Source organism: Pseudomonas sp. VI4.1 (genome assembly GCF_002029345.1).
In the GTDB taxonomy this organism is placed as follows: domain Bacteria; phylum Pseudomonadota; class Gammaproteobacteria; order Pseudomonadales; family Pseudomonadaceae; genus Aquipseudomonas.
This window is the reverse complement of sequence record NZ_MULM01000180.1, coordinates 60,582-86,845: the sequence shown is the minus strand read 5'-3', so window position 1 is coordinate 86,845 and position 26,264 is coordinate 60,582. Positions and strand designations below refer to the sequence as shown.

The 26,264-nt window shown below is 61.1% G+C and carries 20 protein-coding genes and 2 pseudogenes; 7 read left to right on the top strand and 15 right to left on the bottom strand.

The window, feature by feature from the left end; translation table 11 throughout:
• Positions 1-18: 18 nt before the first annotated feature.
• Positions 19-648 carry an alpha/beta hydrolase gene (locus tag BZ163_RS28735; protein WP_128873729.1) on the bottom strand — a complete coding sequence of 210 codons (630 nt, stop codon included), beginning with the start codon at positions 646-648 and terminating at the stop codon, positions 19-21.
• A 145-nt stretch (positions 649-793) separates the two neighbouring features.
• On the opposite strand from BZ163_RS28735, the gene BZ163_RS28730 reads away from it, so the two are divergent.
• Positions 794-1,228, top strand: a complete 435-nt coding sequence (locus BZ163_RS28730; RefSeq protein ID WP_128873728.1) for a YhcB family protein — start codon at positions 794-796, stop codon at positions 1,226-1,228.
• Between the two features lie 290 nt (positions 1,229-1,518).
• On the opposite strand, the gene BZ163_RS28720 is transcribed toward BZ163_RS28730, so the two are convergent.
• From BZ163_RS28720 to BZ163_RS28685, 8 genes and pseudogenes are all read right to left on the bottom strand, one after another.
• Positions 1,519-2,904, bottom strand: a complete 1,386-nt coding sequence (locus tag BZ163_RS28720; RefSeq protein WP_128873726.1) for an aspartate aminotransferase family protein — start codon at positions 2,902-2,904, stop codon at positions 1,519-1,521.
• 23 nt (positions 2,905-2,927) lie between these two features.
• Positions 2,928-4,400: an NAD-dependent succinate-semialdehyde dehydrogenase gene (locus tag BZ163_RS28715; protein WP_128873725.1), complete on the bottom strand. Its 1,473-nt coding sequence runs from the start codon at positions 4,398-4,400 to the stop codon at positions 2,928-2,930.
• 277 nt (positions 4,401-4,677) lie between these two features.
• Positions 4,678-5,157 (bottom strand): Lrp/AsnC family transcriptional regulator, encoded by a 480-nt coding sequence (locus tag BZ163_RS28710; protein WP_128873724.1) that lies wholly within the window; start codon positions 5,155-5,157, stop codon positions 4,678-4,680.
• A gap of 66 nt (positions 5,158-5,223) precedes the next feature.
• Positions 5,224-6,225, bottom strand: a complete 1,002-nt coding sequence (gene doeB / locus BZ163_RS28705; protein WP_128873723.1) for a N(2)-acetyl-L-2,4-diaminobutanoate deacetylase DoeB — start codon at positions 6,223-6,225, stop codon at positions 5,224-5,226.
• A gap of 3 nt (positions 6,226-6,228) precedes the next feature.
• Entirely contained in the window at positions 6,229-7,419 is a 1,191-nt protein-coding gene (gene doeA, locus BZ163_RS28700) for an ectoine hydrolase DoeA (RefSeq protein WP_128873722.1), read from the bottom strand.
• A gap of 42 nt (positions 7,420-7,461) precedes the next feature.
• A pseudogene (locus tag BZ163_RS28695) lies at positions 7,462-8,456 on the bottom strand (cyclodeaminase).
• 36 nt (positions 8,457-8,492) lie between these two features.
• A complete protein-coding gene (gene eutB / locus BZ163_RS28690) occupies positions 8,493-9,464 on the bottom strand; it encodes a hydroxyectoine utilization dehydratase EutB (RefSeq protein ID WP_128873721.1) in 972 nt (323 codons plus the stop codon).
• 105 nt (positions 9,465-9,569) lie between these two features.
• Positions 9,570-10,964, bottom strand: coding sequence for a PLP-dependent aminotransferase family protein (locus BZ163_RS28685; protein ID WP_128873787.1), 1,395 nt, complete (start codon positions 10,962-10,964; stop codon positions 9,570-9,572).
• Positions 10,965-11,254: 290 nt separating this feature from the next.
• Between BZ163_RS28685 and ehuB the strand changes: the two genes are divergently transcribed.
• The 4 genes from ehuB (at position 11,255) to ehuA (ending at position 14,367) form a co-directional block, all read left to right on the top strand.
• Positions 11,255-12,112 carry an ectoine/hydroxyectoine ABC transporter substrate-binding protein EhuB gene (gene ehuB, locus BZ163_RS28680; RefSeq protein WP_128873720.1) on the top strand — a complete coding sequence of 286 codons (858 nt, stop codon included), beginning with the start codon at positions 11,255-11,257 and terminating at the stop codon, positions 12,110-12,112.
• Positions 12,113-12,179: 67 nt separating this feature from the next.
• Positions 12,180-12,839: an ectoine/hydroxyectoine ABC transporter permease subunit EhuC gene (gene ehuC, locus BZ163_RS28675; RefSeq protein ID WP_128873719.1), complete on the top strand. Its 660-nt coding sequence runs from the start codon at positions 12,180-12,182 to the stop codon at positions 12,837-12,839.
• Positions 12,836-13,492: an ectoine/hydroxyectoine ABC transporter permease subunit EhuD gene (gene ehuD, locus BZ163_RS28670; protein ID WP_128873718.1), complete on the top strand. Its 657-nt coding sequence runs from the start codon at positions 12,836-12,838 to the stop codon at positions 13,490-13,492. Before ehuC ends, ehuD begins: the two co-directional genes overlap by 4 nt.
• 80 nt (positions 13,493-13,572) lie before the next feature.
• Positions 13,573-14,367 (top strand): ectoine/hydroxyectoine ABC transporter ATP-binding protein EhuA, encoded by a 795-nt coding sequence (gene ehuA, locus BZ163_RS28665; protein ID WP_056740927.1) that lies wholly within the window; start codon positions 13,573-13,575, stop codon positions 14,365-14,367.
• 142 nt (positions 14,368-14,509) lie between these two features.
• Here the strand turns inward: ehuA and BZ163_RS28660 are convergent, their stop codons facing one another.
• From BZ163_RS28660 to BZ163_RS28635, 6 genes and pseudogenes are all read right to left on the bottom strand, one after another.
• Entirely contained in the window at positions 14,510-15,250 is a 741-nt protein-coding gene (locus tag BZ163_RS28660; RefSeq protein ID WP_128873717.1) for an OmpA family protein, read from the bottom strand.
• Positions 15,251-15,364: 114 nt separating this feature from the next.
• The gene (locus BZ163_RS28655; protein WP_128873716.1) at positions 15,365-16,006 is read right to left on the bottom strand and encodes an MBL fold metallo-hydrolase; all 642 of its coding nucleotides are present in this window, start codon (positions 16,004-16,006) and stop codon (positions 15,365-15,367) included.
• Between the two features lie 88 nt (positions 16,007-16,094).
• Positions 16,095-18,832: pseudogene (locus BZ163_RS28650) on the bottom strand (LuxR C-terminal-related transcriptional regulator).
• A 171-nt stretch (positions 18,833-19,003) separates the two neighbouring features.
• The gene (locus tag BZ163_RS28645; protein ID WP_128873715.1) at positions 19,004-20,368 is read right to left on the bottom strand and encodes a DUF1329 domain-containing protein; all 1,365 of its coding nucleotides are present in this window, start codon (positions 20,366-20,368) and stop codon (positions 19,004-19,006) included.
• 28 nt (positions 20,369-20,396) lie between these two features.
• Positions 20,397-22,334 (bottom strand): DUF1302 domain-containing protein, encoded by a 1,938-nt coding sequence (locus BZ163_RS28640; RefSeq protein WP_128873714.1) that lies wholly within the window; start codon positions 22,332-22,334, stop codon positions 20,397-20,399.
• A gap of 337 nt (positions 22,335-22,671) precedes the next feature.
• Positions 22,672-24,354: a fatty acid--CoA ligase gene (locus BZ163_RS28635; RefSeq protein ID WP_128873713.1), complete on the bottom strand. Its 1,683-nt coding sequence runs from the start codon at positions 24,352-24,354 to the stop codon at positions 22,672-22,674.
• Between the two features lie 345 nt (positions 24,355-24,699).
• Between BZ163_RS28635 and BZ163_RS28630 the strand changes: the two genes are divergently transcribed.
• Positions 24,700-25,593: a glycosyltransferase family 2 protein gene (locus BZ163_RS28630; protein WP_128873712.1), complete on the top strand. Its 894-nt coding sequence runs from the start codon at positions 24,700-24,702 to the stop codon at positions 25,591-25,593.
• A 27-nt stretch (positions 25,594-25,620) separates the two neighbouring features.
• Positions 25,621-26,250, top strand: coding sequence for a CatB-related O-acetyltransferase (locus BZ163_RS28625; protein WP_128873711.1), 630 nt, complete (start codon positions 25,621-25,623; stop codon positions 26,248-26,250).
• The last annotated feature ends 14 nt before the right edge of the window (positions 26,251-26,264 follow it).

The following is a 26,264-nucleotide window of genomic DNA, read 5'->3' as shown; positions in this document are numbered from 1 at the left end:
TCGCTTGTCAGACTGCAATCAATTCGAAAGACGGGGCAGGATCAGATCCTTGAGATCGGTCAGCTTGCCATGAAAAAAGTGTCCGCATTCTGCCACTTTCAGTAGCTCATGGGGACGCTCGAGTTTTTCGGACCAGTCATAGACCAGCTGCGGATCGATGACTTCGTCGGTTTCCGGCTGGATCAGGGTCAGTGCAGCCTGCTGTGGCAGTTGATCCTGATCGCCCAGGCGCATGACTGCCGGTGCCACCATGAACAGGTGCTTGAGCTGCTCGCCCTGCGCTTCCAGGCGGCCGCCGAGACTTGCCGCAACAAAACCGCCGAAGGAGAAGCCGAACAGCGTCAATGGTAAATCAGGATGTTTCGCCCGCAACCACGCGGCGATCGCCTGGGCATCATCGACTTCGCCGGTGCCCATGTCGTGTGTGCCCTCACTGGCACCGACGCCACGGTAGTTGAAACGCAGGGTAATCAAACCGGCATCGCGCGCGGTGCGCTGCAGGGTCGAGACCACTTTATTGAGCATGGTGCCGCCCTGCACCGGGTTCGGGTGGCAGATCAGCGCCAGGCCGCGGGGCTGGTCATTGTCAAGGTAGAGGGCTTCCAGCCGACCGACCGGGCCATCAATCACTACAGGGGTTTCGCGCATAAGCAAGGAAGGAACTCCGTGACCTCGAATCGGGTCGACTCGTCTAGCAAATTGTCTGTGCAAATCTATTGCGAGTGCAATCGCGGTATACAGCGCAGGTTCGAGCCGTTAACGTAAAGCAAAGCCGTTTATAGAGGAAGGACTCGTGGAACACTCGCTCTTAGTTTGGTTGTTGCCGACTCTTGCCCTGGTTGTGGGTGTCGCCATTGGATTCCTGATCGCTCGCCTGGTGCCGAATGCCGCGCCTAACCGCACGCAACGTCAGCTGGATGACATTCAGGAACGTTTCGACAGTTATCAGAACGAGGTGGTCACCCACTTCAATAGCACTGCAACACTGGTCAAGAAACTGACTGCGAGCTATCAGGACGTGCAGGATCATCTCGCCGAGGGTGCCAATCGCCTGGCCCTGGACGAGCAGACCCGCCAACGCTTGCTGGCCGCCCTGCACGCCGACGCGGCGCAGGCTCCACGGGAACGCCTGACGCCACCGCGCAATCAGGAGCCGCCTCGCGACTACGCACCCAAAGCCCCGAACGCGCCGGGCATGCTCGATGAGCATTATGGCCTGAAGAAATAATCAGGTTTCGCGCAACGCAAAAAGCCCCCGGATGAGTGATTGTCCGGGGGCTTTTTGTTGCTGATGGTTTTGGGTTGCCTGATAGGGCCCTTTCGCGAGCAAGCCCGCTCCTACAGGATTTGTGTCTGGGCCTATATCTGTGCTGACTGTCAGGGCCCCTTCGCTGGCAAGCCAGCTCCTACAGGATTTGTGTCTGACCATTATCTTGTGATCAACACAAACCCTGTAGGAGCTGGCTTGCCAGCGAAGGGGCCCGAACCGACAACCTATAACGCTCAGGCCGGACGCGCTTAGCCAAGCACCTCACTGGCTACCTGATCGACCGCCGCCTTGGTGATGTCGACGATCAGATCGGCCTCTTCCTCAGTCAAAATCAACGGCGGTGCAAAGCCCAGGATGTCGCCATGGGGCATCGCCCGGGCGATCATGCCGCGCTCCAGACAGGCTGCCGACACTTTCGGCCCGACCTTCAGCGCTGCATCGAACGGCGTGCGCTGCTCACGGTCGGCCATGAACTCGACCGCAGCCAGCATGCCGTCGCCCCGCACTTCGCCCACCAGCGGGTGACCTTCCAGGGTTTCACGCAACCGACGGTTCAGGTAGCTGCCAACCTTCTCCGCGTTGGCGGTCAGGTTTTCACGCTCCAGAATGTCGAGGTTGGCCAGCGCCGCAGCCGCGCAAATCGGATGCCCGGAATACGTCCAGCCGTGGCCCATGGCGCCTTCTGACTGCGAGGCCTTCTCGATCACGTTCCACACTTTTTCCCCGACGATCACCGCCGACAATGGCGCATAAGCACTGGTCAGGCCTTTGGCCGTGGTGATCAGGTCCGGGCGCATGCCGTAGCGCTGACTGCCCATTTTCGACCCCAGGCGACCGAAGGCGCACACCACTTCATCGGCGATCAACAACACATCGTATTTGTTCAGCACCGCTTGAATCGCCGCCCAGTAACCAGCCGGCGGCACAATGATGCCGCCGGTGCCCATCAGTGGTTCGCCGATGAACGCGGCCACGGTCTCCGGTCCTTCGGCCAGGATCATTTTTTCCAGTTCATCGGCGCAGTAGCCCACGAACGCCGTTTCATCCATGCCGGCCGGCGCCTTGCGGTACCAGTGCGGGCACACGGTGTGCTTGACGCCTTCGGCCGGCAGGTCGAAATGCTGATGGAAGGTTGGCAGGCCGGTCAGGCTGCCCGTCATGATGCCCGAGCCGTGGTAACCACGATCACGGGAAATGATTTTCTTCTTCTGCGGGCGACCCAGCACGTTGTTGTAATACCGCACCAGCTTGACCTGGGTTTCGTTGGCGTCGGAACCGGACAGGCCGTAGTAGACCTTTTTCATGCCTTCGGGCGCCCAGTCCATGATTCGGCTGGACAGCTCGATGATCGCCTCGCTCGAATGGCCCATGTAGGTGTGATAGTAAGCAAGCTCCTTGGCCTGCTTGTAGATGGCGTCGGCGACTTCGGTGCGACCGTAGCCGATGTTCACGCAGTACAGCCCGGCAAAGGCGTCGATGAAATCGCGACCTTCGTGGTCGCGGATGCGAATGCCCGACGCGCTCTTGATAATGCGCCCCTTGAGCGCGCCGCTGGCGTGGTCATGGGCGTGGGTCGAGGGGTGCATGAAGTGCGCGCGGTCTTGTTCGAACAGCGTATCGAGTTCTTGGTTCATGGCATGTCTCCTGGGAACTGGCCTTAGCACTGGCCTTGATGGTGCAGGCAAAAGTATTTGGTTTCGACGAAGGCTTCGAAGCCTTCGGTGCCGCCTTCGCGGCCCAGGCCCGAGGCTTTCATGCCCCCGAACGGGATCGGATGGCCGGTGAACTTGACGCCGTTGACCGCGACCATCGCATGGTCGAGACGGCGAATCAGTGGGTAGATCAGGTCCAGGCGATTGGAGCAAATGTAGGCGGCCAGACCGTATTCGGTGTCGTTGGCCATCTCGATCGCCTGGTCGAGGGTGTCGAACGGCATCACCCCGGCGATCGGCGCGAAGTTTTCTTCGCGGTAGATGCGCATGTCCGGCGTGACGTCGGCCAGCACCGTCGGCTGGTAGAACAAGCCGCCGAGGGCATGGGCCTCGCCGCCGACCAGCCGTTGTGCGCCACGTTGCAGGGCATCCGCGACCCGTGCAGCGGTGACATCGAACGCGGCTTGATGCATCAACGGACCGACGTCGACGCTTTGCTCCCGATCGCCCACCAGTGCAGGTCCCACCCGCAGCTCGCGCACCGCGGCGGCAAAGCGTTGGAGAAAGGCCGGGTAGACCGAGCGCTCGACCATGATCCGGTTGGCCGCGCAGCAGTCCTGGCCGGAGGTCTGGAACTTGGCCTCGACCGCGACTTGCACCGCCAACGCCAGATCGGCATCGGCGCAGACGATGAACGGCGCGTTGCCGCCCAGCTCCAGCGACACTTTCTTCACATCCTGGGCTGCCGCTTGCAGGACCAGCTTACCGACGCGGGTCGAGCCGGTGAAACTCACTGAACGCACGCGGCTGTCTTGCACCAGGGTCTGCAGGGTCATCTGCGGATCGCCCAGCACCACGTTGAACACGCCGGCCGGAAACCCCGCCTCCTCCGCCAGTTGCGCCAAAGCCAATGCCGAAAACGGCGTTTCATGGGCGGGTTTGACCACCACAGTACAGCCCGCAGCCAGTGCCGCAGCCGCTTTACGGGTAATCATCGCCGAAGGGAAATTCCACGGGGTCAGCAATGCACAGACGCCGACCGGCTCCTTGACCGTGCCCAGATGCGCGCCGGGGATGTGACTGGGGATGTTTTGCCCGTTCAAGCGTCGCGCTTCTTCGGCGAACCACGGAATGAAGCTGGCGGCGTAGGCGATTTCGCCACGGGACTCGGCCAGGGGCTTGCCTTGCTCCTGACTGAGGATGCGTGCGAGGTCTTCCTGGTGCTCAAGCATCAAGGCCGCCCAGCGCCGCAGAATGGTCCCGCGGGTATCGAGGCTTTGTTTACGCCAGGTCGCAAAGGCCCGATGCGCGGCGTCGACGGCGGCGACGATTTGAGGCTGATCGAGCATCGGTACATGCCCGATCAACTTCTGATCGGCAGGGTTGTGTACGGCGACGCTGTGGCCGCTGTCACTGTGGACCCAGTGGCCGTCGACGTAGCAGAGCGCTTTGAACAGCAGTGGATGTTTGTAGGTCATGGCGTTCACTCCAATCCGTGTGCGTGAATCCATGCTAGGGCAGCGTGGCTTGGGTGATTTGGCGTTTGGCTGGGCTTGGCAGGTGGTTTTTTCTGATTGAACGCCAGCAAACAGAGGTTTTTTGCGGTGACAACCGCATCACCTGAATCACCGCAGATCCCCTGCAGGAGCAAGCTTGCTCGCGAAAAAAACTTGGGCACCGTGGTCATCAGGCTTCACGCGTTATCGTTGACGACCATCGCGAGCAAGCTCGCTCCTATAGGGGATTTGTGTGTTTTCAGGATTCTTGCGCCAGCTCGGCCGGCAAGGCGCCAGCCGTTTTGATGGTCTTGGTGACGATGTAGGTGAAGTAGCGCTCGATGCCCAGGTCATCGAGCAGCAATTGATCGATAAAGCGCTGGTAATGATCGATGTCCGGCGCCTGGATCATCGCCATGTAATCGACGCCGCCACCCGTGGCGTAACAGAACGCCACTTCGACGGCCTCGTTCATCCGCTGCTCGAAACGGCGCATGTCCTGAGCGGTGTGTCGGGCCAGGGTGATTTCCACCAGCACCTGCTGACTTTTGAACACGGCGTTCCAGTCGATTTGCGCTCGATATCCCTTGATCAGCCCCAGCGCTTCCAGCTTGCGCACCCGCTCCCATGCCGGGGTCACCGAGAGATTGATCGCCTCGGCCAGGCTCGACTTGGTGATACGCCCGTCTTCGGCGAGGATTCGCAGGATTTTCAGGTCGTAGCGATCGAGTTTGTGCATGGGCCGAGGGTCTCCGGTCAATGAGAGTTGTTGGGCTGAAACAGCTCGCTCCCACAGGGGTTGAGTTCAGCCTGTCAGGTCGGCGATGACTGCCACGGTATCGCCGCACTGCACCAACCCGGGGAAATGCCGTGCCGCCAGCAAACCGCTGCGCGCAGCGCGATATTCCACCGGTGCAACACCCGTGCGGGTGGCGTCGTACACCCGGGCGATCACCTCGCCCTTGCTCACCTTGTCCCCCAGATCACGACACATTTCCAGCAAACCGTCGTGTTCGCTGGCGATGAAACAATCACCATCGGGCATGTCGAGCATGATCGACTGCGTTTCCTGGACCTCGCCTTCGAGAATCCCCGCATGCACCAGCAGATTGCGCACCCCGCGCTCGGCAATCGCCACACTGCGCGCACTGGACGAGCCTCCGCCACCCAATTCGGTCGTGACAAAGACCTTGCCCTGCCCCTCGGCGGCGGTGTCGTACATCGAACCCGCATCCAGCTCCAGCATGCGCATGCCGTACGGCGCACTGAACGCGCGCATGGCGGCTTCGCATCGGGCTTGCTGCTGTTTGTCCGGCAGCACATGGCAGGCGGCGAACGGCAGGAAATCCAGGGTGCGGCCGCCGGAATGAATGTCCAGCACGATGTCCGCCAGCGGCAACAGGGTCCGGTTGAAATAATCGGCGATTTTCTCGGTTACCGTGCCGTCCGGCTTACCGGGGAAACTGCGATTGAGGTTGCCCTTGTCGATCGGCGACGTGCGCCGCCCGGCATGAAACGCCGGGGTGTTCATGAACGGGACGATAATCACCCGTCCGGTGACCTCGGCGGCCGTCAGGCCCTGGGCCAGTTTGCTCAGCGCCACCGGGCCCTCGTATTCGTCACCGTGGTTACCGCCGGTGAGCAGCGCGGTCGGACCCTGACCGCGCTGAATCACCGTGAGCGGAATCATCACCGCACCCCAGGCCGAGTCATCCCGCGAATACGGCAATTTGAGAAACCCGTGCTGCACCCCTTCGCGGGCAAAATCCACCGTGGCGCTGATCGGGTTGTCAGGTAATTCGCTCATGGCTCAATCCTTCACGAACAGTTGGCGGGGTACATTGCACAACGTCTCGACCCCGGTTTCGGTGATCAGAATGCTTTCGGTAATCTCCAGCCCCCAATCGTCCATCCACAGGCCCGGCATGAAGTGGAAGGTCATCCCCGGTTGCAACACGCTGCTGTCGCCGGGACGCAGGCTCATGGTGCGCTCGCCCCAGTCCGGTGGATAACTGATCCCGATCGGGTAACCGCAACGGCTGTCCTTGTGGATGCCGAACTTCTCCAGCACCTTGAAAAAGGCCACGGCAATGTCGCCGGTGGTATTGCCCGGCTTGGCCGCATCCAGCCCGGCAGCGATGCCTTCGACCACGGCTTTCTCGCCGTCGAGAAAGTGTTGCGGCGGTTTACCCAGGTAGATCGTGCGCGACAGCGGGCAGTGATAGCGTTTGTAGCACCCGGCAATTTCAAAGAAGGTGCCGGCGCCCTTCTCGAACGGCGAATCGTCCCAGGTCAGGTGCGGCGCGCTGGCATCGGCGCCCGTGGGCAACAGCGGCACAATGGCCGGGTAATCGCCGCCATGACCGTCGGCACCGAGGATGCCGCTGCTGTAGATCTCGGCCACCAGCTCGTTTTTGCGCATGCCCGGCTCGATCCGCTCGAGGATCCGCCCGTGCATGTTTTCGACGATGCGCGCCGCGATGCGCATGTAGGCGATTTCCTGCGGCGACTTGATCGCCCGCTGCCAGTTCACCAGCCCGACCGCGTCGATCAAGGTGGCCTGCGGCAGGTTTTTCTTCAGCGACAGATAAGCGGCGGCGCTGAAGTAGTAGTTGTCCATTTCCACGCCAATGGTCAGAGCGTCCCAGCCGCGGGCACTGATGACTTCCTTCGACAAGTAGTCCATGGGATGGCGTTCCCGGGACTGCACGTAGATATCCGGGTAGCCGACGATGTTCTCGTGCTGCATGAACACCGTGCGCTTGGCACCGTTGGCGTCTTGCCCGCGACCAAACCACACCGGCTCGCCGTCCAGCGCCAGCAGCACGCATTGGTGGACGTAAAACGACCAACCGTCATAGCCGGTCAGCCAGGCCATGTTCGATGGATCGGTGACCAGCAACAGCTCGATGCCCTGGACCTGCATGGCCGCTCGTACCTTGGCCAGACGCTGGGCGTATTCCTCCCGCTCGAACGGAAGATTGACGACTATCTGAGACATGCACATGCCCTCTGATAAATGACGCACGGATGAAAAAATCGATTAGCTGCCGAATTGAAAACCCATGCCGGCCGAGCTCGTGCGCTCGAATGCCAGATTGGCCATGGCCGTGTCCTGGGCGCCGGTGCCGGTGAGGTCGCACAACGTGACTTGCGCGGCGTCGGTTCGACCGGGACGCTGGCCCGCCAGCACTTGACCCAGTTCCACCAGGCTCGATTCGTCAGCGATGACGCCTGCCACCAGGGCGTGATGCAACTCGCCGAGGAGGCGGGTCTGGCTCAGGCGATCGGCGACATAACGATCGACCTGCGCCAGCGCCCGGGGAGCAATTTCGTTCTTGTGTTCAGCGTCGGACCCCATGGCGGTGATGTGCAGGCCGGGGTGCAAGTGGCGCGCTTCGATCAAGGGTTCGCGACTCGGGGTGCACGTGATCGCGATGTCCACGTCGGCCATGGCTTCGTCGATGCTCGCGCACGACGTGACCGCCAGACCGCTGTCGCGCGTCAGCTCAATGCTGAAGGCCACGGCCTTGGCGCTGTCGCGGGCCCAGACCCGTACGTGTTCGATCGGCCGCACCAGGCGCAAGGCCTGCAGCTGCAACGCCGCCTGCTCGCCGGCACCTGATCAGCCGCCACCCGGCGACTGTCGGCCCGTGACAGGGCCCGAGCCGCCACCGCGCCGGCCGCCGCGGTGCGCACGGCGGTCAGGTAACCGTTATCCAGCAACAAGGCATCGAGCAAACCGGTGCGGGCCGACAACAGCATCATCATGCCGTTGAGGCTTGGCAGGCCGAGCTTCGGATTGTCGAAAAAACCCGGGCTGACCTTGATCGCAAAACGCTCCAGCCCCGGCAGGTAAGCGGTCTTCACGTCCACTTCGCCGTTATGCTCGGGGATGTCCAGCCGCAGGATCGGCGGCATGGCCACGGCCGCCGTGGCCAGCAGCACAAAGGCCTGTTCGATGGCGTCGATGCTCGGCAGATCCAGCGCGACACAGGCGCGCAGGTCTGCTTCGCTCAATAAAGTAATGTCAGTCATCAGCGCTGTACTCCCGTCAGTCGTTATTGTTTGGGTTCAGGCATCAGCGCCAGCCAATACGCGCAGGTGCTGATCGATGTCGACGTTGCGGCCGCTGACCACCACCACGATCGGCCCGCGCGGCTCGATCAAGCCATCGAGCAACGCCGCGATGCCGACCGCCGCCGCGCCTTCCAGCACCAGGCGTTCCTCGCGATAGGCATGACGCATGGCATTGGCGATGGAAGCTTCGGTGAGCAGGTGCACGTGATCACAGAGGTGGCGGGTCATGGAGAAGGTGTAACCATTGTCCAGGCCGATACCGCCGCCCAGCGAATCGGCCAGGGTCGGCAGCTCGTCGACTTCCACCGGATGGCCGGCCGCCAGGCTGGCGTGCATGGCCGCACCGCGCTGCATGCTGATGCCATGGGTGACGATGTTGACGCTGGCGCTCTTGAGCGCCAGCGCCACGCCGGCAAACAAGCCGCCACCGGACAAGGGCACCAGCACTTGCGCCACATCCGGTTGCTGCTCGAGGATTTCCAGCCCGAGTGTGCCCTGCCCGGCAATGATGGCCGGGTGATCGAACGGCGGCAGCAATGTCGCGCCCTGCTCGCGGGCGATCCGCTCGGCTTCACGCTGGGCATCGTCCTGGGACTGACCGACGATGCACACCTCGGCGCCGAGATCACGAATGGCCTGGACCTTGTTCGCTGGCACCAGGCACGACAGGCAAATGGTTGCCTTCACCCCTTGCCGGGACGCGGCATAGGCCAGCGCACGACCGTGATTACCGGTCGATGCCGCCACCACGCCGCGGGCCTTTTGCTCGGCGCTGAGCTGCGCCACGGCATTGCTCGCGCCGCGCAATTTGAAGCTGCCGGTGATTTGCCAGGATTCGAGTTTGAGGTACACCGCCACGCCCAATCGCAAGGAGAGGCTGGGCGAGTATTCCATGGGCGTACGCCGGACCAGCGCTTCGATTCGCTGGCGAGCGAGGTAAACATCGTTTAACTGCAGCGCTGACATGACCGCATCCCACTGTGGTGTTGGGCGCAGTCTAAGAGGGCTGGATTGTCGGAATGAATGTACTAGGGCAATTTAGCCGACAAACTTTTGCGAACTTTTTTCCGTTCAAAAATCATGGATCTGCGGGTACTGACCGAAGATTTCGCGCATGCCCATCAGCGCATTGCGCATCTCATCATCACTGCATTCGGCGCCGACACACACCCGGACCGCCCGGGGGCGAGGCGTGCCACGTACCGTGAACGGATCGGGCGAGGTGACCGCGATGTGTTTGTGGCGCAACGCCCGTACCAGGCTGTCGAGCTCCCAATGGGTCGGGATACCGATCCAGGCATTCAAGGCGTGCGGGTGCTGGGCGAGCACGTAGTCATCCAGATATTCAGTGACCATTGCCTGGCGCCCCGCCAGCAATTTGCGTTGCAGGTTCACCAGCGTCTCGGCGCGGCCGTCGCGGATCCAGCGCGCGGCGATCTCGGACACCATGGGCGTGGCCATCCAGCTGTTGACCCGCAGAATACTCTCGGTGCGCAGTGCCAGGCGCTTGGGGACCACGAGATAACCAATGCGCAAACCGGTCAGCACCGACTTGGTCATGCTGGTGCAATAGAACGACAGTTCCGGCAGGTAATGACTGATGGGCGGCGCTCGCCGTTCATCCAGCAGCGGGCCATACACGTCATCCTCAATGATGTGCACGCCAAAGCGTCGGGCGATCTCGGCGATCTCGCGCCGGCGGCTGTCCGGCATCAGGCTGGTGGTCGGGTTGTTCAGGTTCGGCGTGCACACCAGCGCGGTGATGCGCTCGTTGCTGCACATGTCTTCGAAATGTTCCGGGTCGATGCCATGGCGGTCCATTTCCAGGCCTTTGAGGGTAAACCCCAGCACTTGGGAATTGCCGATCACGCCGTGGTCGGTCACCCCTTCGCAGAGCACCACGTCATCGGGACCGGCCAGCGACGCCAGGGCGAGGAAGATCCCGTGGGCGGCGCCGTTGGTGATCAGGATGTCATCGCGTTCGACCCGCAGGCCCTGGCGGCCGATCCAGTGCATGGCGGCCTCGCGGTGTGATTCGAACCCGGCGATCGGACGAAAGGCGTGAATCCACGGCTGATCTTCTTCGGTGCTGAGCTCGCGGCAGGTCTCGCGCCAGAACTGGTCATGCTCGCGGGTGTGCAGAATCCGGGTGATGGAAAAATCCACCAGCGCCCGTTCGGGGCTGTCGAGAATATAGGTGGCCACCCGATCGCTCATGCGCCGCGACACAAAGCTGCCGCGCCCGACTTCGCATCGCACCAGGCCCTGGCGCTCCAGTTCCTTATAGGCATTGGTAACCGTCTGCACGCTGATGCCCATGGCATCGGCCACTTGCCGTTGCGGCGGCAGCCGCTGATCGTTGGCCAACACCCCTTGCTCGATGTCGTCGGCGATCGCCTGCACCAGGATCTTGTATTTGGATTCGCCGCTGCGGGCCATTTCCAATGCTGCTTTCCACTTGTCCATCGGCGCTAAAACCCGCGTAGGTGCCAGTGCGGACAGCATCCCGCGAGAATCCATGCAAAGCAATTGTCCTAGTGCAATGCAATGTTGCGCGGGGCTTTTGTATGCTCGGTTCAAGGTCGATGCACAGGCGGGTAAAGCCGTCACAAAAAAATCAATCGATCTGTGCCGGCGCAGTGTCCCAATCGAGTATCCCACTCGAATGGACCGGCCCGTACGCTTTGCTCTTGTCACACTGCCTCCTACCACAGAGCCGTCCACGACGGGTCCACAAGAAACAGGAGATTTTATCGATGAGCAATTTCCCCTCCCGCACTCCCCATACGTTGCGCCGCCTGTTCGTGGCGTGCGCGATGCTCGGCCTGGCCGCCGGCGCCCAGGCCGCCACGACCCTGGAAACCATCAAACAGAACAGCAGTATCCGCATCGGTTACGCCAACGAAACCCCGTTCGCCTTTACCGAAACCGACGGCAGGGTCACCGGTGAATCACCGGAAATCGCCAAGGCCATTTTCGCCAAGATGGGCATTACCAAGGTCGATGGCGTGTTGACCGAGTGGGGTTCGTTGATCCCCGGTCTGCGCGCCGGGCGTTTCGATGTGATTGCCGCCGGCATGTACATCACCCCGGCCCGCTGCAAGCAGGTGCTGTTCACCGACCCGCAGTACCAACTGCCGGACGCCCTGCTCACGGCCAAGGGCAACCCGAAGAACCTGCACAGCTATGAAGACATCGCCAACAACCCTGACGTGAAGCTGGCGATCATGGCCGGTACGGTGAACCTGGCGTATGCGCGGGATTCCGGGGTCAAGGACGCGCAAATCCTCCAGGTGCCGGACACGACCGCGCAGTTGCAAGCCGTGCGCGCCGGACGTGCCGATGCGGCCGTGGGCACCCAACTGACCATGAAAGGCCTGGCCAGCAAGGGTGGCGACAAGGTCCAGGCGGTTACCGAGTTCAAGGACGATCCGTCGCACATCGGTTACGGCGCCCTCGCCTTCCGTCCCGAAGACAAAGACCTGCGTGATGCGGTCAACGCCGAACTGAAAAAGTGGCTGGGCTCCGAAGAGCATCTCAAGGCGGTCGCCCCTTTCGGGTTCGACAAATCCAACGTGACAAGCAAAACGGCTGCCGAGCTCTGCGCTCAGTAGTCGAGGCAGGCATGGCGCCCCGGTGCGATGCCTATTCCCTGCTTAATCCGGATGGCCAGGTTGACTCATGGGTGAATTACTTCCGTTATTGATACAAGGGGCCTGGGTAACCCTCCAGGTGACATTCTTCGGCTCGATATTGGCGATCGTCGCCGCCATCCTGGCGGCGCTCGGGCGCATGTCGCCCTGGCGGCCACTGCGCTGGTTTTCCATTGCCTACATTGAAGTGTTTCGCGGCACGTCGTTGCTGGTGCAATTGTTCTGGCTGTTTTTCGTGCTGCCGCTGCCACCCTTCAACCTTGAATTGAGCCCCTACGCCGTGGCCATCGTCGGTCTCGGCTTGCACATCGGCGCTTACGGCGCGGAAGTGATGCGCGGGGCAATCAGCTCGGTGGCCAAGGGTCAGTACGAAGCCTCCACGGCGCTGAACTTCAGCGGCTACAAACGCTTCAAGCGCATCATCTTGCCCCAGGCGTTGCTCGCGGCGATCCCGCCGGGCACCAACCTGCTGATCGAACTGCTGAAAAACACCTCGCTGGTATCGCTGATCACCTTGTCCGACCTGAGCTTCCGCGCTCGTCAGTTGGATCAGGCGACCTTCCAGACCCTGGAGATTTTCAGCCTGGCGCTGGTGATCTATTTCGTCTTGGCGCAAGCCATCAACATCGGCATGCGCCAGATTGAGCGGCGCCTGGCTCGCGGGCGGATGCGTGGAGGTCTGTCATGACACTGTTCGACTGGACCTACGCCTGGCAAATTCTCCCCGATCTGCTGCGCGCTTCGCTCAATACCGTGGGGATTACCCTGATCGGTTTCCTGATCGCCATTGTGCTGGGCTTGTTCCTGGCCATCGGCCGCCGCAGCCGCAAGCTTTTTATCTCGCTGCCGGCCACCGGGGTGATCGAGTTCATCCGCAGCACGCCGCTGCTGATCCAGGTGTATTTCCTCTACTACGTGCTACCCAACTACGGCATCAGCATGACCGCCATGCAAGTCGGGATCCTCGGGATCGGCCTGCATTACGCCTGCTATATCGCCGAAGTCTATCGCGGCGGCCTCGACGCGGTGCCGCGGGCGCAATGGGAGGCGGTCACGGCGCTGAACATCGCCCCGTACAGCGCCTACCGCAACATCATCTTGCCCCAGGCCCTGCGGCCGATCCTGCCGCCATTGGGCAACTACCTGGTGGCGATGCTCAAGGACACGCCGGTGCTGTCGGCGATTACCGTGGTGGAAATCATGCAGCAGGCCAAGAACATCGGTTCCGAGAATTTCCGTTACCTGGAGCCGATCACCATGGTCGGCCTGTTTTTCCTCGCCCTGAGCATCGCTTTGGCTTATCTGGTACGGCGCCTTGAAGTGCGCCTGGAGCTACGCTAATGACTTCTCCACTCTCGACACCCAGCGACTTTTCCCGGCAAAGCAACCCGACCCCGCTGCATCCGCAGGAGGCCACGGCCATGCAGGAAACCAAACCGGTCAAGCCGATCGTCAGCTTCCAGGACGTCACCAAAAGCTACGGCAACTTCACCGTGCTCGACCACTTGAACCTGGACGTCACACCGGGGGAAAAAGTGGCGATCATCGGGCCCAGTGGCTCGGGCAAGTCCACGCTGCTGCGGGTGCTGATGACCCTTGAAGGCATCGACGACGGGCTGATCCGTATCGAGGACGATCTGCTGACGCACATGCCCAATCGCAACGGCGTGCTGGTGCCGGCCAACGATCGGCATATCCGGCGGGTGCGCGGCAAGATCGGCATGGTGTTCCAGAGCTTCAACCTGTTCCCGCACATGACCGCGTTGCAAAACGTCATCGAGGCGCCCGTGCAAGTGCTCGGGATGAAACCTGTAGAGGCCCGCGAAAGAGCCGCGGACTTGCTGGAATTGGTGGGATTGGGCAGCAAACTGGGGCATTACCCTTCGCAGCTGTCCGGCGGCCAGCAACAACGGGTGGCGATCGCGCGGGCACTGGCCATGCGTCCCAAAGTGATGCTGTTCGACGAAGTCACCTCGGCGCTCGACCCGGAACTGTGCGGCGAGGTGCTCAACGTGATCCGCAAGCTCGGCACCGAACACAACCTGACCATGTTGATGGTCACGCACCAGATGGGTTTCGCCCGGGAGTTCGCCGACCGCGTGTGCTTCTTCTACAAGGGCCAGATTCACGAACAGGGCACGCCGGCGCAGATCTTCGAACACCCGCAACAGGAGCGTACTTGCGCGTTTCTCAGTGCGGTGAAAGAGGCGAACTAGGAAAGTCTGCCCAGACACAAAACCGACTGTGGAAACCAACTATGGGAGCGAGCTTGCTCGCGATGGGGCCGTATCAGTCGATATTGATGTCGGCTGACACACCGCTTCGCGAGCAAGCTCGCTCCTACAGGGTTTTGCGGTGTTACGGGTATTGCTGAACGGTACCTTGCTGCTGGGCGCCATACTGCTGACCCGGAATCGCCTTCAGGTTGACCTCGACCCGACGGTTCTGCGCCCGGCCATTGACGTCGGCGTTGCTGGCAACAGGGTTATCCGGACCGGCGCCACGGGCGCTCAAGTTGGCACCGCTGACACCCTGCGACGTCAGGTAAGTCGCCACGCTTTGGGCGCGACGCTGGGACAGGTCCATGTTGTGCTGACGGCTGCCGGTGCTGTCGGTGTAGCCGACGATCTCGATCTGGTTCTGATTGAACTCCTTGAGCGAGCCCGCCAGGTTGTTCAGCGGCTGATAGAAACTCGAGGCGATGTTCGCCGAATCGGTGGCGAAGGTGATGTTGCCCGGCATGATCAGCTTGATCTGATCGCCCTCACGCTGCACTTCAACCCCGGTGTTGGCCATGCTGGCCCGCAGTTTTTTCTCCTGCTGGTCGGCGTAGTAACCATAACCGGCAGCGGAAGCACCCACCACGGCCGCGCCGATCAACGCGCCCTTGCCACGGTTGTTGTGGTCGATGGCCGCCCCGGCCAACGCACCGGCCAGAGCGCCGAGCCCGCCGTACTTGGCGGTCTTGCTCATGCCGGTGGAACCACTGTCGGCCTGGCCCTGAGCTTGACCCTGATTGTCGTAAGGGTTAGGCGAGGCGCAGCCAGACAGCAAGGCCACAGCCGTAGCGACAATAATCAAACGCTGCTTGGTGAACATTCAAAGCTCCTACTTTCTTCATTCTGTGGTGCAACGGATCAAGGCATCGGCCTTTGCGGGCGTTGGATCATTTTTACCGGAAAAGATTCCACCCCGACTGTACACAATTGCAGATCAAGCGCGCACAAACGGGTTCTCGCGCATTTCCTCGCCCAGGCGAGTGTCGGGACCATGCCCCGTCACCACCGTCGCTTCTTCATCGAGGGTATACAGCCGCTGCTTGATCGAACGCACGATGGTCGCCTGATCGCCACCCCACAAATCCGTGCGCCCGACCCCGCGCCGAAACAAGGTGTCACCGGCAATCAGCAATTTGGCCTCGGCAAACCAGAAGCTCATCGAACCCGGGGTATGCCCCGGCGTATGCAATGCCACGCCACAGCCGCAGGCCAGCTCTTCATCATCGGCCAACCAGCGATCCGGCGACGGCACCGGCGTGTAGGGCACCCCGAACATCTGGCATTGCATTTCCAGGTTGTCCCAGAGGAATTGATCCTCCTTGTGCAAATGCAGGGTCGCGCCGGTTTTCTCCTTCAACTGCCCGGAGGCCAGGAAGTGATCCAGGTGCGCGTGGGTGTGGATGATGCTGACCACCTTCAGGCCCAGGGCGTCGAGGCGAGCCAGGATCAATTCATGATTGCCGCCCGGATCGACCACGATGGCTTTTTTCGTGATCGGATCGCCGATGATCGTGCAGTTGCACTGCAACGGGCCGACGGGGAAGGTTTCGCGGATAAGAGTCGGTTGCTGGGACATCGGGCCTGCTCGGTAAACGGGGGACGGGATATTTTTGCATAAAATGGCCATCAGGCCATTTTGCCGCAACGTGTATCGTCAAATGACCTCAGGCCAACACCCCCAATTCCTTCGCCCGCGCCACAGCTTGCGTGCGCCGCTCCACCCCCAGCTTGCTGTTGATATGACTGGCATGGGTTTTCACCGTGTGCAGGGAAATGAACAGCTGATCGCTGATTTCCTGGTTAGAACAGCCTTGGGCGATGAGTTTCAGGACGGCCAGTTCACGGGAGCTGAGTTGCTCGCACGCGGGCAAGAATTCCGGCGCAATGCGCACAGCGACGGCGGGCAGGCGCTCCGACAGGCTGAGTGCAATCGGCGATTTTGCACAGTGCTGGAGCTGCTCACGCAGCCAGTCAGGGTATTTGTTCAGCAGGCCATCGAAGGGTTGCAGGGCACCGCCACTGGCCGCTTCCAGGGACTGGACGAAGGCTTGCCGGGCCTCGGGCTCGCGGCTGTGCGCCAGAAGCAAATCGATTTTCTGGGTCAACACCAGCACGCTGAGCAACTGCCGGCCGGTCTGCTGGCCATTCTCGAGCAACGCATTCAAGCGCCCTTCAGCCAGCATCGGTTGCCCCTGGATGACGTCCAGCAAGGCCTGCTGCAATTCGATGTGCAGCGGCAACTGTGGATGGAATTCCGGAGGCGCGGCAGGATGTTCGCCGTTGTAGGTCTGGCCCAGTCGCGTCAGCCAGGCTTCGGCCAGGTCGGTACGGCCCTGTGCCAGCCACAGTTCGCATTTGACCAGGGTAATCATCGCCAGGTAGTAGATCGGCGGCACGTCCCAGATGTGCATCAGGCGTTCGGCTTCGGCGAGTTCGGCGAACGCTTTCGCGAACTCGCCGCTGCTGCCTTCGAGCTTGGCGATCACGCAATGGCCGATCAATACGCTGATATCGCGGCAGGCGCGCGCCTCGGTCAAACCCGCTTGCAATCGCAGCCGCGCAGTCTGTGGCTGCAAGCGCAGGGCCAGCAGGAAACCCTCATACAAGGTTAGGCGGGCGCGTACGGCAAACAGCCGTTGCGGGGATAATCCTTGCAGGCGTTGCAGCCCCTGACGGACCTCTTCCTCTGCCCGCAGGATCTCTCCCCGCGCCTGCAGCACTCGGGCGCGGTCGTAGTGGGCCAGCGCTTCGAACAACGGATTGCCGACCCGTTGTGCCAACTCCAGGGAATCTCGGTTCAAGCCTCGTGCACGCCACAGGTCGCCGTCGGCAATGGCCAGGTTGGACAAGGTCGAGAGGCACATCAGGCGTTGGCCGTAACGCCTGGAGGGAAGGCTCTCCAGGGCTTCGGCGCAATAGAGCATCGTCAGCTCGCGATTGCCGCGGCCCCGGGCGATGATGCCGCTCAAGGCCAGCCATTGCGCCAGCATGGATTTCTGCGCCGTGGCCGACGGGGCCGGCAGGTAACGGCTCAAATGGCTGGCCAGCTCCTCGGCGGCGTCCAATTGACAGGCCAGTCCCAACGCCCAGCTGTACAGGACGATCAGGCGTGGCGTGCTGACCAGCAAGCTGTCGGGCAAGTCCATTTTCCAGCGCAGCAACATGCCGACGTTCTGCTCGGCCAGCAGCTGCTCTTCCGAAAGGTTTTGCACCAGGTTCGCCGCGACATCCAGGTGCCCGGCCCGCAATGCCTGCTCCACCGCCTCATCGAGCAAGCCCTGGGCATTGAACCAGCGACAGGCGCGCAGGTGCAGGCTCGCCACCGGCACCATCGCCGGTGTGGCAGGCCGGGTGCGCAGCAGGTCGGAAAACAGATGGTGATAGCGAAACCAGTGCCCCTGTTCGTCCAGTGGCACCAGGAACACCTGATGGGCCGAGAGAAAACGCAGGATCTCGGCACTGTCGTGGGCTTCGCGGACGGCGTCGCACAGCTCGCTGCAAAAGCGCTCCTGCGGCGCGGTGTCGTAGAGGAATGCCTGCACCTCGGCGGGCAGGCAATCGATGACCTCTTCGAGCAGGTAATCGCGGATCAGCCCTTCCCCGCCGTGCAAGGACTGGGGCAACTCGCCGGCGGTGCCCGCTTCGGAGGCCGCCAGCAGCCAGAAACGCAGCCCGGCGACCCAGCCTTCGCTGCGCTGGATCAGGTTCTCCAGCGCTTCGCCGCGCAAGGAGGTGCTGTGTCGATCGAGCAGGGTCAAGGCTTCGTCGTGGGTCAGGCGCAGGTCCTGCTCATGCAACTCGAGCAGTTGCGCGACAGCCGCAGGCGAGCCAGGTGCCAGTCCGGACGCTGGCGGCTGGTCACCATCACCAGCAGGCCATCGGGAAGATGATTGAGGAAGAACTGCAGGCAACGATCGAGCACCGGCCCCTGGGCCAGATGGTAATCATCGAGTACCAGCAGCAGCGGCGCCGTCGGCGACACATGCACGGCCAACTCGTCGAGCAGACCGTCCAGCCATTCTTCGAAGGCGAAGGGTTGATGCCGCTGGCGCATTTTCAGCAGCCCCAGGGACTGCCTGCCCAATTGCGCAAAGTAATCCTGGAGGCCTTCGAGCAACCGTTCAAGAAAACGCCCGGGGTCGCTGTCGCGCGGACTCAACCCCAGCCACAGGCTTTGCCAATGGGCTGGCAACCCCTGGCAGAACTCCACGGCCAGTGAACTCTTGCCGAACCCGGCCGGGGCGCTGACCAGCAACAGCCTGCCACCGAGACCGGCACTCAGGCGCTCGCACAAACGCGGCCGCAGCACGTGGCCATCAGGCAAGGGCGGCCGAAAACAGCGCCCGTCCAGTGCTGCGACGGTGACGCTTGCAGGGCCTGGGAGTGGGGACAGATCAGTCATGGCCGGCTCTTGTTCGAATGCTGATGGCGGCGTTGCAGATGTCCGCAGACTAGCGGTAAACGCAGAGGGAATGAAGGTTATTGCTACAAATGGCTACAAAAAGACCCGGACAAAAAACGCCCCGAACCAGTCGGGGCGTTTTTCAAGGATGCGGCCTCTGTTTAGTAAACGTTAGCGAACACCTTCCTGACGTAGCGCCGCCGGGGTGAAGTCGCTGGTGGTCGCGGTGAAGCCGAAGTCATATGCCGACTTTTCTTCGTTCTTCATGCCCAGCGCCAGGTAACGACCCGATTGCAGGTCATACAGGGTTTCCAGGGTGTACCAAGGCACCTGGACGTTGTAATAGTTCTGGGAGTGGGCTTCCGCCACACGCCAGAGCTGATTACGACCGTCGTAGTGGTCGATCACCGCCGCTTGCCAGGTGTCTTCGTCGATGTAGAAGTCACGCTTGGCGTAGATGTGACGCTGACCTTCCTTCAGGGTCGCCACCACATGCCAGACCCGGCGCAGCTCATAGCGAGCCAGGTCCTGGTTGATGTGACCGGCCTTGATGATGTCGGCGTACTTGAGTTGCGGCGAATCGAGCTTGTAGCTGTCGGAGGCGATGTACATCTCTTTCTTGCCTTCGAGCTTCCAGTCGTAACGATCCGGTGCACCGTTGTACATGTCCAGGTTGTCGGAGGTACGCAGGCCATCGGCTGCGGTACCCGGCCCGTCATAGGACACTTGTGGTGCGCGACGCACACGACGCTGACCGGCGTTGTAGACCCACGCCGAGCGCGGCTCCTTCACCTGGTCGAGGGTTTCGTGCACCAACAGCACACCACCGGCCAGACGTGCCGGCGCGGTCACTTTCTGCTTGAAGTAGAACAGGATGTTGCCCGGGTTCGCCGGATCGTAATCCTTCATTTTGTCGCGGAACACGAACTGGTCCTGGAAGTACACCAGGCTGTACGAGCCGTTCGGCTGCGGTGTCGCCTGGGTTACCAGACGGGTCACGCTGCCGCCGCGGTAGCGGGTGATGTGGTTCCAGATGACTTCCACACCGGTTTTCGGAATCGGGAACGGGATTGCGGTTTCGAAGTTTTCCAGGCCGTTGCCACCGGACACCAGGCTGGTGCTGGTGGCGTTTTTCCTGATGGAGGCAAACACCGCATCCGGCACGGTGGCGCCGCGATGGGACGGGTAGACCAGCATCTTGAAGGTTTCCGGGTAGCGCTTGAACATCGCGTACTGGCCCGGGGCAAGCTTGTCCTTGTACTGGTCGACGTTCTGCGCCGTGATGGTGAACAGCGGTTTTTCACTGGCGAACGGGTCGGACAGGAAGCCTTTGCCGTCCACATTACCGGCGTTTTTCGCCATGGGTTTCCAGGCCGGGATCGAACCGTCGGCGTTGCCCGCCATCTCGGCGCCCATCGGGGTCAGGCTCTTGCCCAGCTTGTCCGCTTCGGCCGCAGGGACCGCCGCCATCACGCCGGTCGCCAGCAGCGAAAGCCCCAGAACACCGATGTGGAACAGACTCTTTGTTATTTTCATATGTGTGTTCGTCCTGAAAATACAGTGCTTAGAAGTTCACGCCGAAGCTGAGCGCAACAAAGTCGCGGTCATCCGTGGTGGTGTACTTGCCGTCGAAGAAGTTGGTGTATGCCAGGCTCGCGGTGTAGGTGTTCTGGTACTCGGCATCGACGCCCAGGCTGACCGCTTTGCGACCTTCCTCGAAGTTGCCGCCAGGGCCAGGCGAGTAACCTTCCACGTCATGGGACCAGGCCACGTTCGGCTTGAGGTTGACCCCGGCGAATACGCTGTTGTATTCCCAGATGGCGCGACCGCGATAACCCCAGGAGTTGGCGGTGGTGAAACCATCGTTTTCGCAATAGCGACTGACGTTGTTTTGCGGTCCGCCTGCCAGGGTGGAGGTGTTCAATGCTACGCACTGGCCAGCATTCAACGGACCAGGGCCATAGCTCGGGTCACGGCCGTAACGCGCCTTGGATGTGCTTTCCAGGCCGCCGACGTGAGTAAAGCCGACCTCGCCCACCAGGGTCAGTCGCTCGGCGCCCATCACCTGGTCGAAGAAGTGGGTCAAGGTGGTCTGCAGCTGGGTCACTTCCTTGCGACGATAGCCTTGTTGATCCTGACCTGGCTGTCCTTGAAGCACGGAGACGTTAGGGTTCAGCGGCGTCAGACCGGAGAAGAGGATGTCGGTGGTGTTGAGCTGAACCGGCGCATTCGGCCGGTAGCTGACTTCACCGCTCCACGCAGTACCGGTAGGCAACGTCGTAGAGAAGCTCAGACCGTACAGGCGGATATCTTCAGGGTATTCGACGTAGTAGCTGGAGTTGCCCGCCACCACCAACGGCAGCAAGGTTGGCGCCAAGCCTGCCGCGACGCCGAGCGGAACCCCGGCACCCACCAATGAGCCCACCAGGGCCTGCGGGCTGTACGCGCCCGCCGGGGCACCGTGGCCGCTGAAAATCGGCGCACGGCTGTGGTAGTTCATGAAATAGGCGCCGAATTCGGTGTCCAGCGGATCGAACATGTATTTGAACGACACGCCGAACTGGCCGCTGTCCCGTGCATCGCGATCCGGACCACGACGAACGATCACGCCTTCATCCGGGTCGCCCCAGGTCACGCCCCGGGCACCGAGGGTGTTGATGCTGGCATTACGCAGCCCGGCCGGCAGCCCCGCAGCCGCCAGTGCACCGTTGAGGCCGTTGCGCGTGCGCAATACCGCGAGGTTGTTGTCGCAGCCGTCGGAGATCACGTCCGGTTGCGAGAAGAAAGTACCGCAGTTGTCGGTAACGGTCTGGTCCCATTCCAACTGATAGAAGGCTTCGGCCGAGAGGTTCTCGGTGAGGCTCTGGGACACGTAGAACATGTTGACCGGGATCAGGCCTTCCTTGATCTCTGCACCTGGACGACGGAACGCGGAAACGTCGATCGGGTTGATCGAGTTGATGCCGCCGCCGATGAAGGTACTTTCACCCCAGCTGACAACCTGCTTGCCCAGACGCACGGAGCCCGGCTGATCGGCAACGGAGTAGTTGTGGTAGACGAAAGCATCGAGGATCTGCCCGCCGGCGGACTTGGCGCCTTCCTTGCGGTTGCTGTCGCTGATGTCCTTGAACGGACGACTTTCGTCCTTGAGTTCGAAGTCATACCAGTATTTGCCACGGACGAAAACGCCGGTGTCGCCATATTTCAATTCAAGGTCATGGATACCCTTGAAGATCTTCGAGAACGTTTCCCCGCTCTTGAAGTTCAAGTGACCATCATCGGAGGTCTGGGACAGGCCGCGACCACCGTTGTTGACGCCGATGAGGTTCTTGTTGGCACTCTCGGTAGACCAACTGGCTCCGATCGACAGGGATGAGTCGAACTGACCTTCGATTTCACCAACGTTGAAACTGACGCCGAATGCTGGCCCGGCGAGCGTAGAGGCAAGACTGACCGCCAGGGGCAGTTTCGCCCTGCGCCAGAACTGGTTTACTGATGTCATCGACGCTACTCCATGTGCATTATTGTTATGGCAATTAGCACTCTTAAAAACGCGATGGGTGACTGGGCGCCAAGGTGGCCCTAAGTCATTCCAAAGTTGCATCGCCCCGGTGTGTGCGTGTGCTCCGTTCTTAAAAATCCTTGAGCGGACTATAGCCAGCAGGCCCTACTGCTTGATCCCTCTAAAGTGTGATTTGCAGCGGCCAACCACTCTGGAACAGTCCTTTCGCCAAACCGACACCTGTCGGCACGGCAAGGATGGCTGAAAATTCGGATTTGACAAGCCAAGCGCTTGCTTGGTGGGCCTGGCGTGCCTTTTCGGGCACGCCAGGGGACGCTTAAAGCGTCGAGAGGAAGGTGCTGTTATTGGCTTGCCATTCGGTGATGTCGACGCGAATCCGCTTCTTGTCGAGTTTGCCGACACTGGTCTTGGGAATTTCAGTAACAAGGGCGATCTGGCTCGGGATGGCCCACTTGCTCAGGTGCCCCTGCTCCACAAACGGCTTGAGATGTTCCTTGAGTTCCTTGGCCCCAATTACCTGGCCTTCGCGGATCACCAGCAAGGCAAACGGCCGCTCGCCCCACTGCGGATCGGCAATGCCCACCACTGCTACTTCGCGTACCGCCGGGTGGCGGCTGATCAGGTCTTCGAGGTCCAGTGAGGAAATCCACTCGCCGCCGGTCTTGATCACGTCCTTGATCCGGTCGCGAATGTCGATCACCCCCATGCTGTCCAGGGTCGCCACGTCACCGGTGTGCAGCCAGCCCCCGGCCCAGAGCTCGGCGCCCTTCTGCGGTTCGTTGAAATAACCTTCGGTGAGCCACGGCGCACGCAGCACCAGTTCACCCTGGGTCTCGCCATCGGCGGGCAGGAAGTTGCCGTCGGTGTCGACGATCGCCGCCTCCACCAGGGGCCCCGGCACGCCGGCCTTGATCCGGTACGTGGTGCGTTCGTCTTCGCTGCCGGCCATCAGCTCATCGTTGAGGTGCGCGCACGACACCAGCGGCCCGGTTTCCGACATGCCGTAGGCGGCGGTCAGCTGAATGCCCTTGGCCTTGGCCGCTTCGTACAGCGCACGGTTCAGCGCACTGCCGCCGATCACGATCTTCCAGCCACCAAAATCGGTGCTTTGCGCCGCCTTGGCATTGAGGACCATCTGCAGGATGGTCGGCACGCAGTGGGAAAAGGTGACCTTCTCCTTGCGCCATAGCTCCACCAGGTATTCCGGGTCATAGCGACCGGGATAGACCTGCTTGAGGCCGAGCATGGTCGCCACATACGGCAGGCCCCAGGCGTGCACGTGGAACATCGGGGTGATGGGCATGTACACGTCGTTGGTGCCCAACAGCCTGACGCTGTCGATGGCACCCATGATCGTCGACACACCCATGGTGTGCAGCACCAGTTGCCGATGGGTGAAATACACGCCTTTGGGATTGCCGGTGGTGCCGGTGGTGTAGAAGGTGGTCGCGACGGAATTTTCGTCGAAGTCCTGGAAGTCGTACCGGGTGCTCGCGGCGGCCAGCAACTGCTCGTACTCGCCGATGAGGTTCGGCAGTTCCGCGGTTTTTTCCGGCAGGTCGGTCAGCAGCAGGGTTTTTTCCACCGTGGTCAGGTGCCCGGCGATCGCGGTGTACAGCCCGACGAACTCGCTGTTGACCAGCACGAAGCGGTCCTCGGCGTGGTTCATGGTGTAGAGGATCTGTTCCGGCGACAGGCGCACGTTGATGGTGTGGATCACCGCGCCGATCATCGGGATCGCAAACATGCATTCCAGGTATCGATGGCTGTCCCAGTCCATGACCGCCACGGTATCGCCGGCCTTGACGCCGGCTGCCGTGAGCACGTTGGCCAGCCGCGCGACCCGCTCGATCAGGGTCGGATAGCTGTAGCGCAACTGGTCGCGATAAATGATCTCGCGGGTTTTCTCGTAACGCGCGCCAGACATCAACAGCCGTTTGATCAACAGCGGGTACTGGTAAGCGCCTTCGGCTGGGGGGATAACGCGAGTCTGCAACATAAGAATCCCTTTTCTGACTGCACGGTCGTGGCTGAAAGCAAGCACTCTAGTGACCTTGGGCGCGTACCAAATCAGCCAAAGGAATGATTTAGCTTCAACGGGAAGTTGCTAGCTTTACGCTACTATTTTGCATCTGCGCCAGAATTACAGGTTTAAGTTGTTATCGTTGCAATTTCATTTACGCAAGGCTTGGGATGAGGTAAATGACACGCGAGCCTATGTAAAATTATCGATACAAGGTACGGATCGATAAGCACGCCAATAACTGCCAAGCTTGCCCGCCCTGACTGCGCATGGCGGGTTTTCCATCACACCCACGTCGTCTAGAACGTTACTGGTACAACAATGAGCATTGAAGCGACCGCCTCTGGAGCTTGCAACTTGATGCAAGCCCCTCTGGTTTCCATCGTGGCGCCCTGTTACAACGCGGAAAAATACCTGGAAGAGGCCATCAAGAGCATCTTCGCCCAGGAGTATCCGCATTACGAAGTCATCATTGTCGACGACGGGTCCAGTGACAACAGCATCGCGATGCTCAAGCAACTGCAGAAAACCTATGATTTCCAGCTATTCACCCAACCGAACCAGGGTGTGAGTGCGGCGCTCAACCACGGTTTGCGGTACGCCAAAGGCGCTTACGTGTCGACGCCGGACCTGGACGACATCATGCTCCCGGAATCGCTGCGCGTTCGCGCCGACTATCTGGACGAGAACCCGAACGTCGGATGTGTGGGCGCTCTGATCATCTACATGGACAGCGATGGCAATACCATCAAGCAGCAAAAACGCGACCAGATCCGCACCTACACCTTCGATCAAGTGCTCGGCGGTGCTGTCGTGATCGGTGCGCCGGTCGCGCTGTATCGCATGAGCGCGATGCGACGTGCCGGCTTCTATGCATCGCAGTTGCGGGTTCAAGACTTTCAGATGACCTTGCGGATTGCCCGGTTGGGGTACGAGATCCATGAACTCCCCGTGTGCACGACCCGCTATCGCCGCCATGCCAACAACCTGTCGAGAAAATACCGGGTGTTGCTGCAGGCCGACCTTGAGGCCATCGCACCGTACGCAGACCATCCTGCCTATCAGCGCGCGCGCGCCCAACTGGTGAACAAGGCCCTCAAATACGCCGTGGTCGAAGACAAGAAAGAAGCTTGGCGATTGTTGCGCTCGATTCCCTGGCGCCACTTGAACCGAACCAGCTTCAAGCGCCTGAAACGACTGATGTTGCATCGCTAGCCCTCCCTTCGCTTTCAGGCCTCATGCATGAAATTTCTCGAAAAACTCAAACAACGTAAAATCAGAAAGCACCTGAAGCGACTGGAAAAACTCGAAAGAGCACCAGAAAAAATACGCCTGCGCTACCCCAGGTACGAAGTCGGCGTGGGCACCTATGGCATCCCCGAGGTCATGGAGTTTGGCGACAACACGATTCTGAAAGTCGGTTCCTACACCTCAATCGCCGAGGGTGTGAAGGTATTGCTGGGTGGCGGCCATCGAACCGACTGGGTCAGCACCTATCCCTTTCCGTTGATGATTGACGAAGCCCGGGACATTCCCGGTTGTAGCCCGACCAAAGGCGATGTAGTGATCGGCAGCGATTGCTGGATTTGCGCCGACGTCATGATCCTGTCGGGCGTGACCATCGGTCACGGCGCGGTGGTCGCCGCCGGTGCCGTCGTGACCCGCGACGTCGAACCCTATGCGATCGTCGGCGGCAACCCATGCCGCCACATTCGCTGGCGTTTTGATGAGGACGTGCGCCAGGACTTGCTGGCGTCGGCCTGGTGGGACTGGCCGTTGGTGGAAGTCAAAGCGGTGTCGCGGATACTGAGCAGCAACGACATGGACGGCTTTCTGGACTACGTCCGCCAACGCCGCATCGACGCCAGGTAAAAGCGTTTCAACCG

What these genes read in the sequence shown, in the direction of transcription:
- BZ163_RS28710 (WP_128873724.1), bottom strand. Translation starts at nt 5,157, where the DNA reads ATGCACAAACTCGATCGCTACGACCTGAAAATCCTGCGAATCCTCGCC.
- BZ163_RS28715 (WP_128873725.1), bottom strand. Translation starts at nt 4,400, where the DNA reads ATGACCTACAAACATCCACTGCTGTTCAAAGCGCTCTGCTACGTCGAC.
- doeB (WP_128873723.1), bottom strand. Translation starts at nt 6,225, where the DNA reads ATGAGCGAATTACCTGACAACCCGATCAGCGCCACGGTGGATTTTGCC.
- ehuB (WP_128873720.1), top strand. Translation starts at nt 11,255, where the DNA reads ATGAGCAATTTCCCCTCCCGCACTCCCCATACGTTGCGCCGCCTGTTC.
- BZ163_RS28630 (WP_128873712.1), top strand. Translation starts at nt 24,700, where the DNA reads ATGAGCATTGAAGCGACCGCCTCTGGAGCTTGCAACTTGATGCAAGCC.
- BZ163_RS28720 (WP_128873726.1), bottom strand. Translation starts at nt 2,904, where the DNA reads ATGAACCAAGAACTCGATACGCTGTTCGAACAAGACCGCGCGCACTTC.
- ehuD (WP_128873718.1), top strand. Translation starts at nt 12,836, where the DNA reads ATGACACTGTTCGACTGGACCTACGCCTGGCAAATTCTCCCCGATCTG.
- BZ163_RS28735 (WP_128873729.1), bottom strand. Translation starts at nt 648, where the DNA reads ATGCGCGAAACCCCTGTAGTGATTGATGGCCCGGTCGGTCGGCTGGAA.
- BZ163_RS28660 (WP_128873717.1), bottom strand. Translation starts at nt 15,250, where the DNA reads ATGTTCACCAAGCAGCGTTTGATTATTGTCGCTACGGCTGTGGCCTTG.
- BZ163_RS28625 (WP_128873711.1), top strand. Translation starts at nt 25,621, where the DNA reads ATGAAATTTCTCGAAAAACTCAAACAACGTAAAATCAGAAAGCACCTG.
- eutB (WP_128873721.1), bottom strand. Translation starts at nt 9,464, where the DNA reads ATGTCAGCGCTGCAGTTAAACGATGTTTACCTCGCTCGCCAGCGAATC.
- doeA (WP_128873722.1), bottom strand. Translation starts at nt 7,419, where the DNA reads ATGTCTCAGATAGTCGTCAATCTTCCGTTCGAGCGGGAGGAATACGCC.
- BZ163_RS28645 (WP_128873715.1), bottom strand. Translation starts at nt 20,368, where the DNA reads ATGAAAATAACAAAGAGTCTGTTCCACATCGGTGTTCTGGGGCTTTCG.
- BZ163_RS28685 (WP_128873787.1), bottom strand. Translation starts at nt 10,964, where the DNA reads ATGGACAAGTGGAAAGCAGCATTGGAAATGGCCCGCAGCGGCGAATCC.
- ehuA (WP_056740927.1), top strand. Translation starts at nt 13,573, where the DNA reads ATGCAGGAAACCAAACCGGTCAAGCCGATCGTCAGCTTCCAGGACGTC.
- ehuC (WP_128873719.1), top strand. Translation starts at nt 12,180, where the DNA reads ATGGGTGAATTACTTCCGTTATTGATACAAGGGGCCTGGGTAACCCTC.
- BZ163_RS28635 (WP_128873713.1), bottom strand. Translation starts at nt 24,354, where the DNA reads ATGTTGCAGACTCGCGTTATCCCCCCAGCCGAAGGCGCTTACCAGTAC.
- BZ163_RS28655 (WP_128873716.1), bottom strand. Translation starts at nt 16,006, where the DNA reads ATGTCCCAGCAACCGACTCTTATCCGCGAAACCTTCCCCGTCGGCCCG.
- BZ163_RS28640 (WP_128873714.1), bottom strand. Translation starts at nt 22,334, where the DNA reads ATGACATCAGTAAACCAGTTCTGGCGCAGGGCGAAACTGCCCCTGGCG.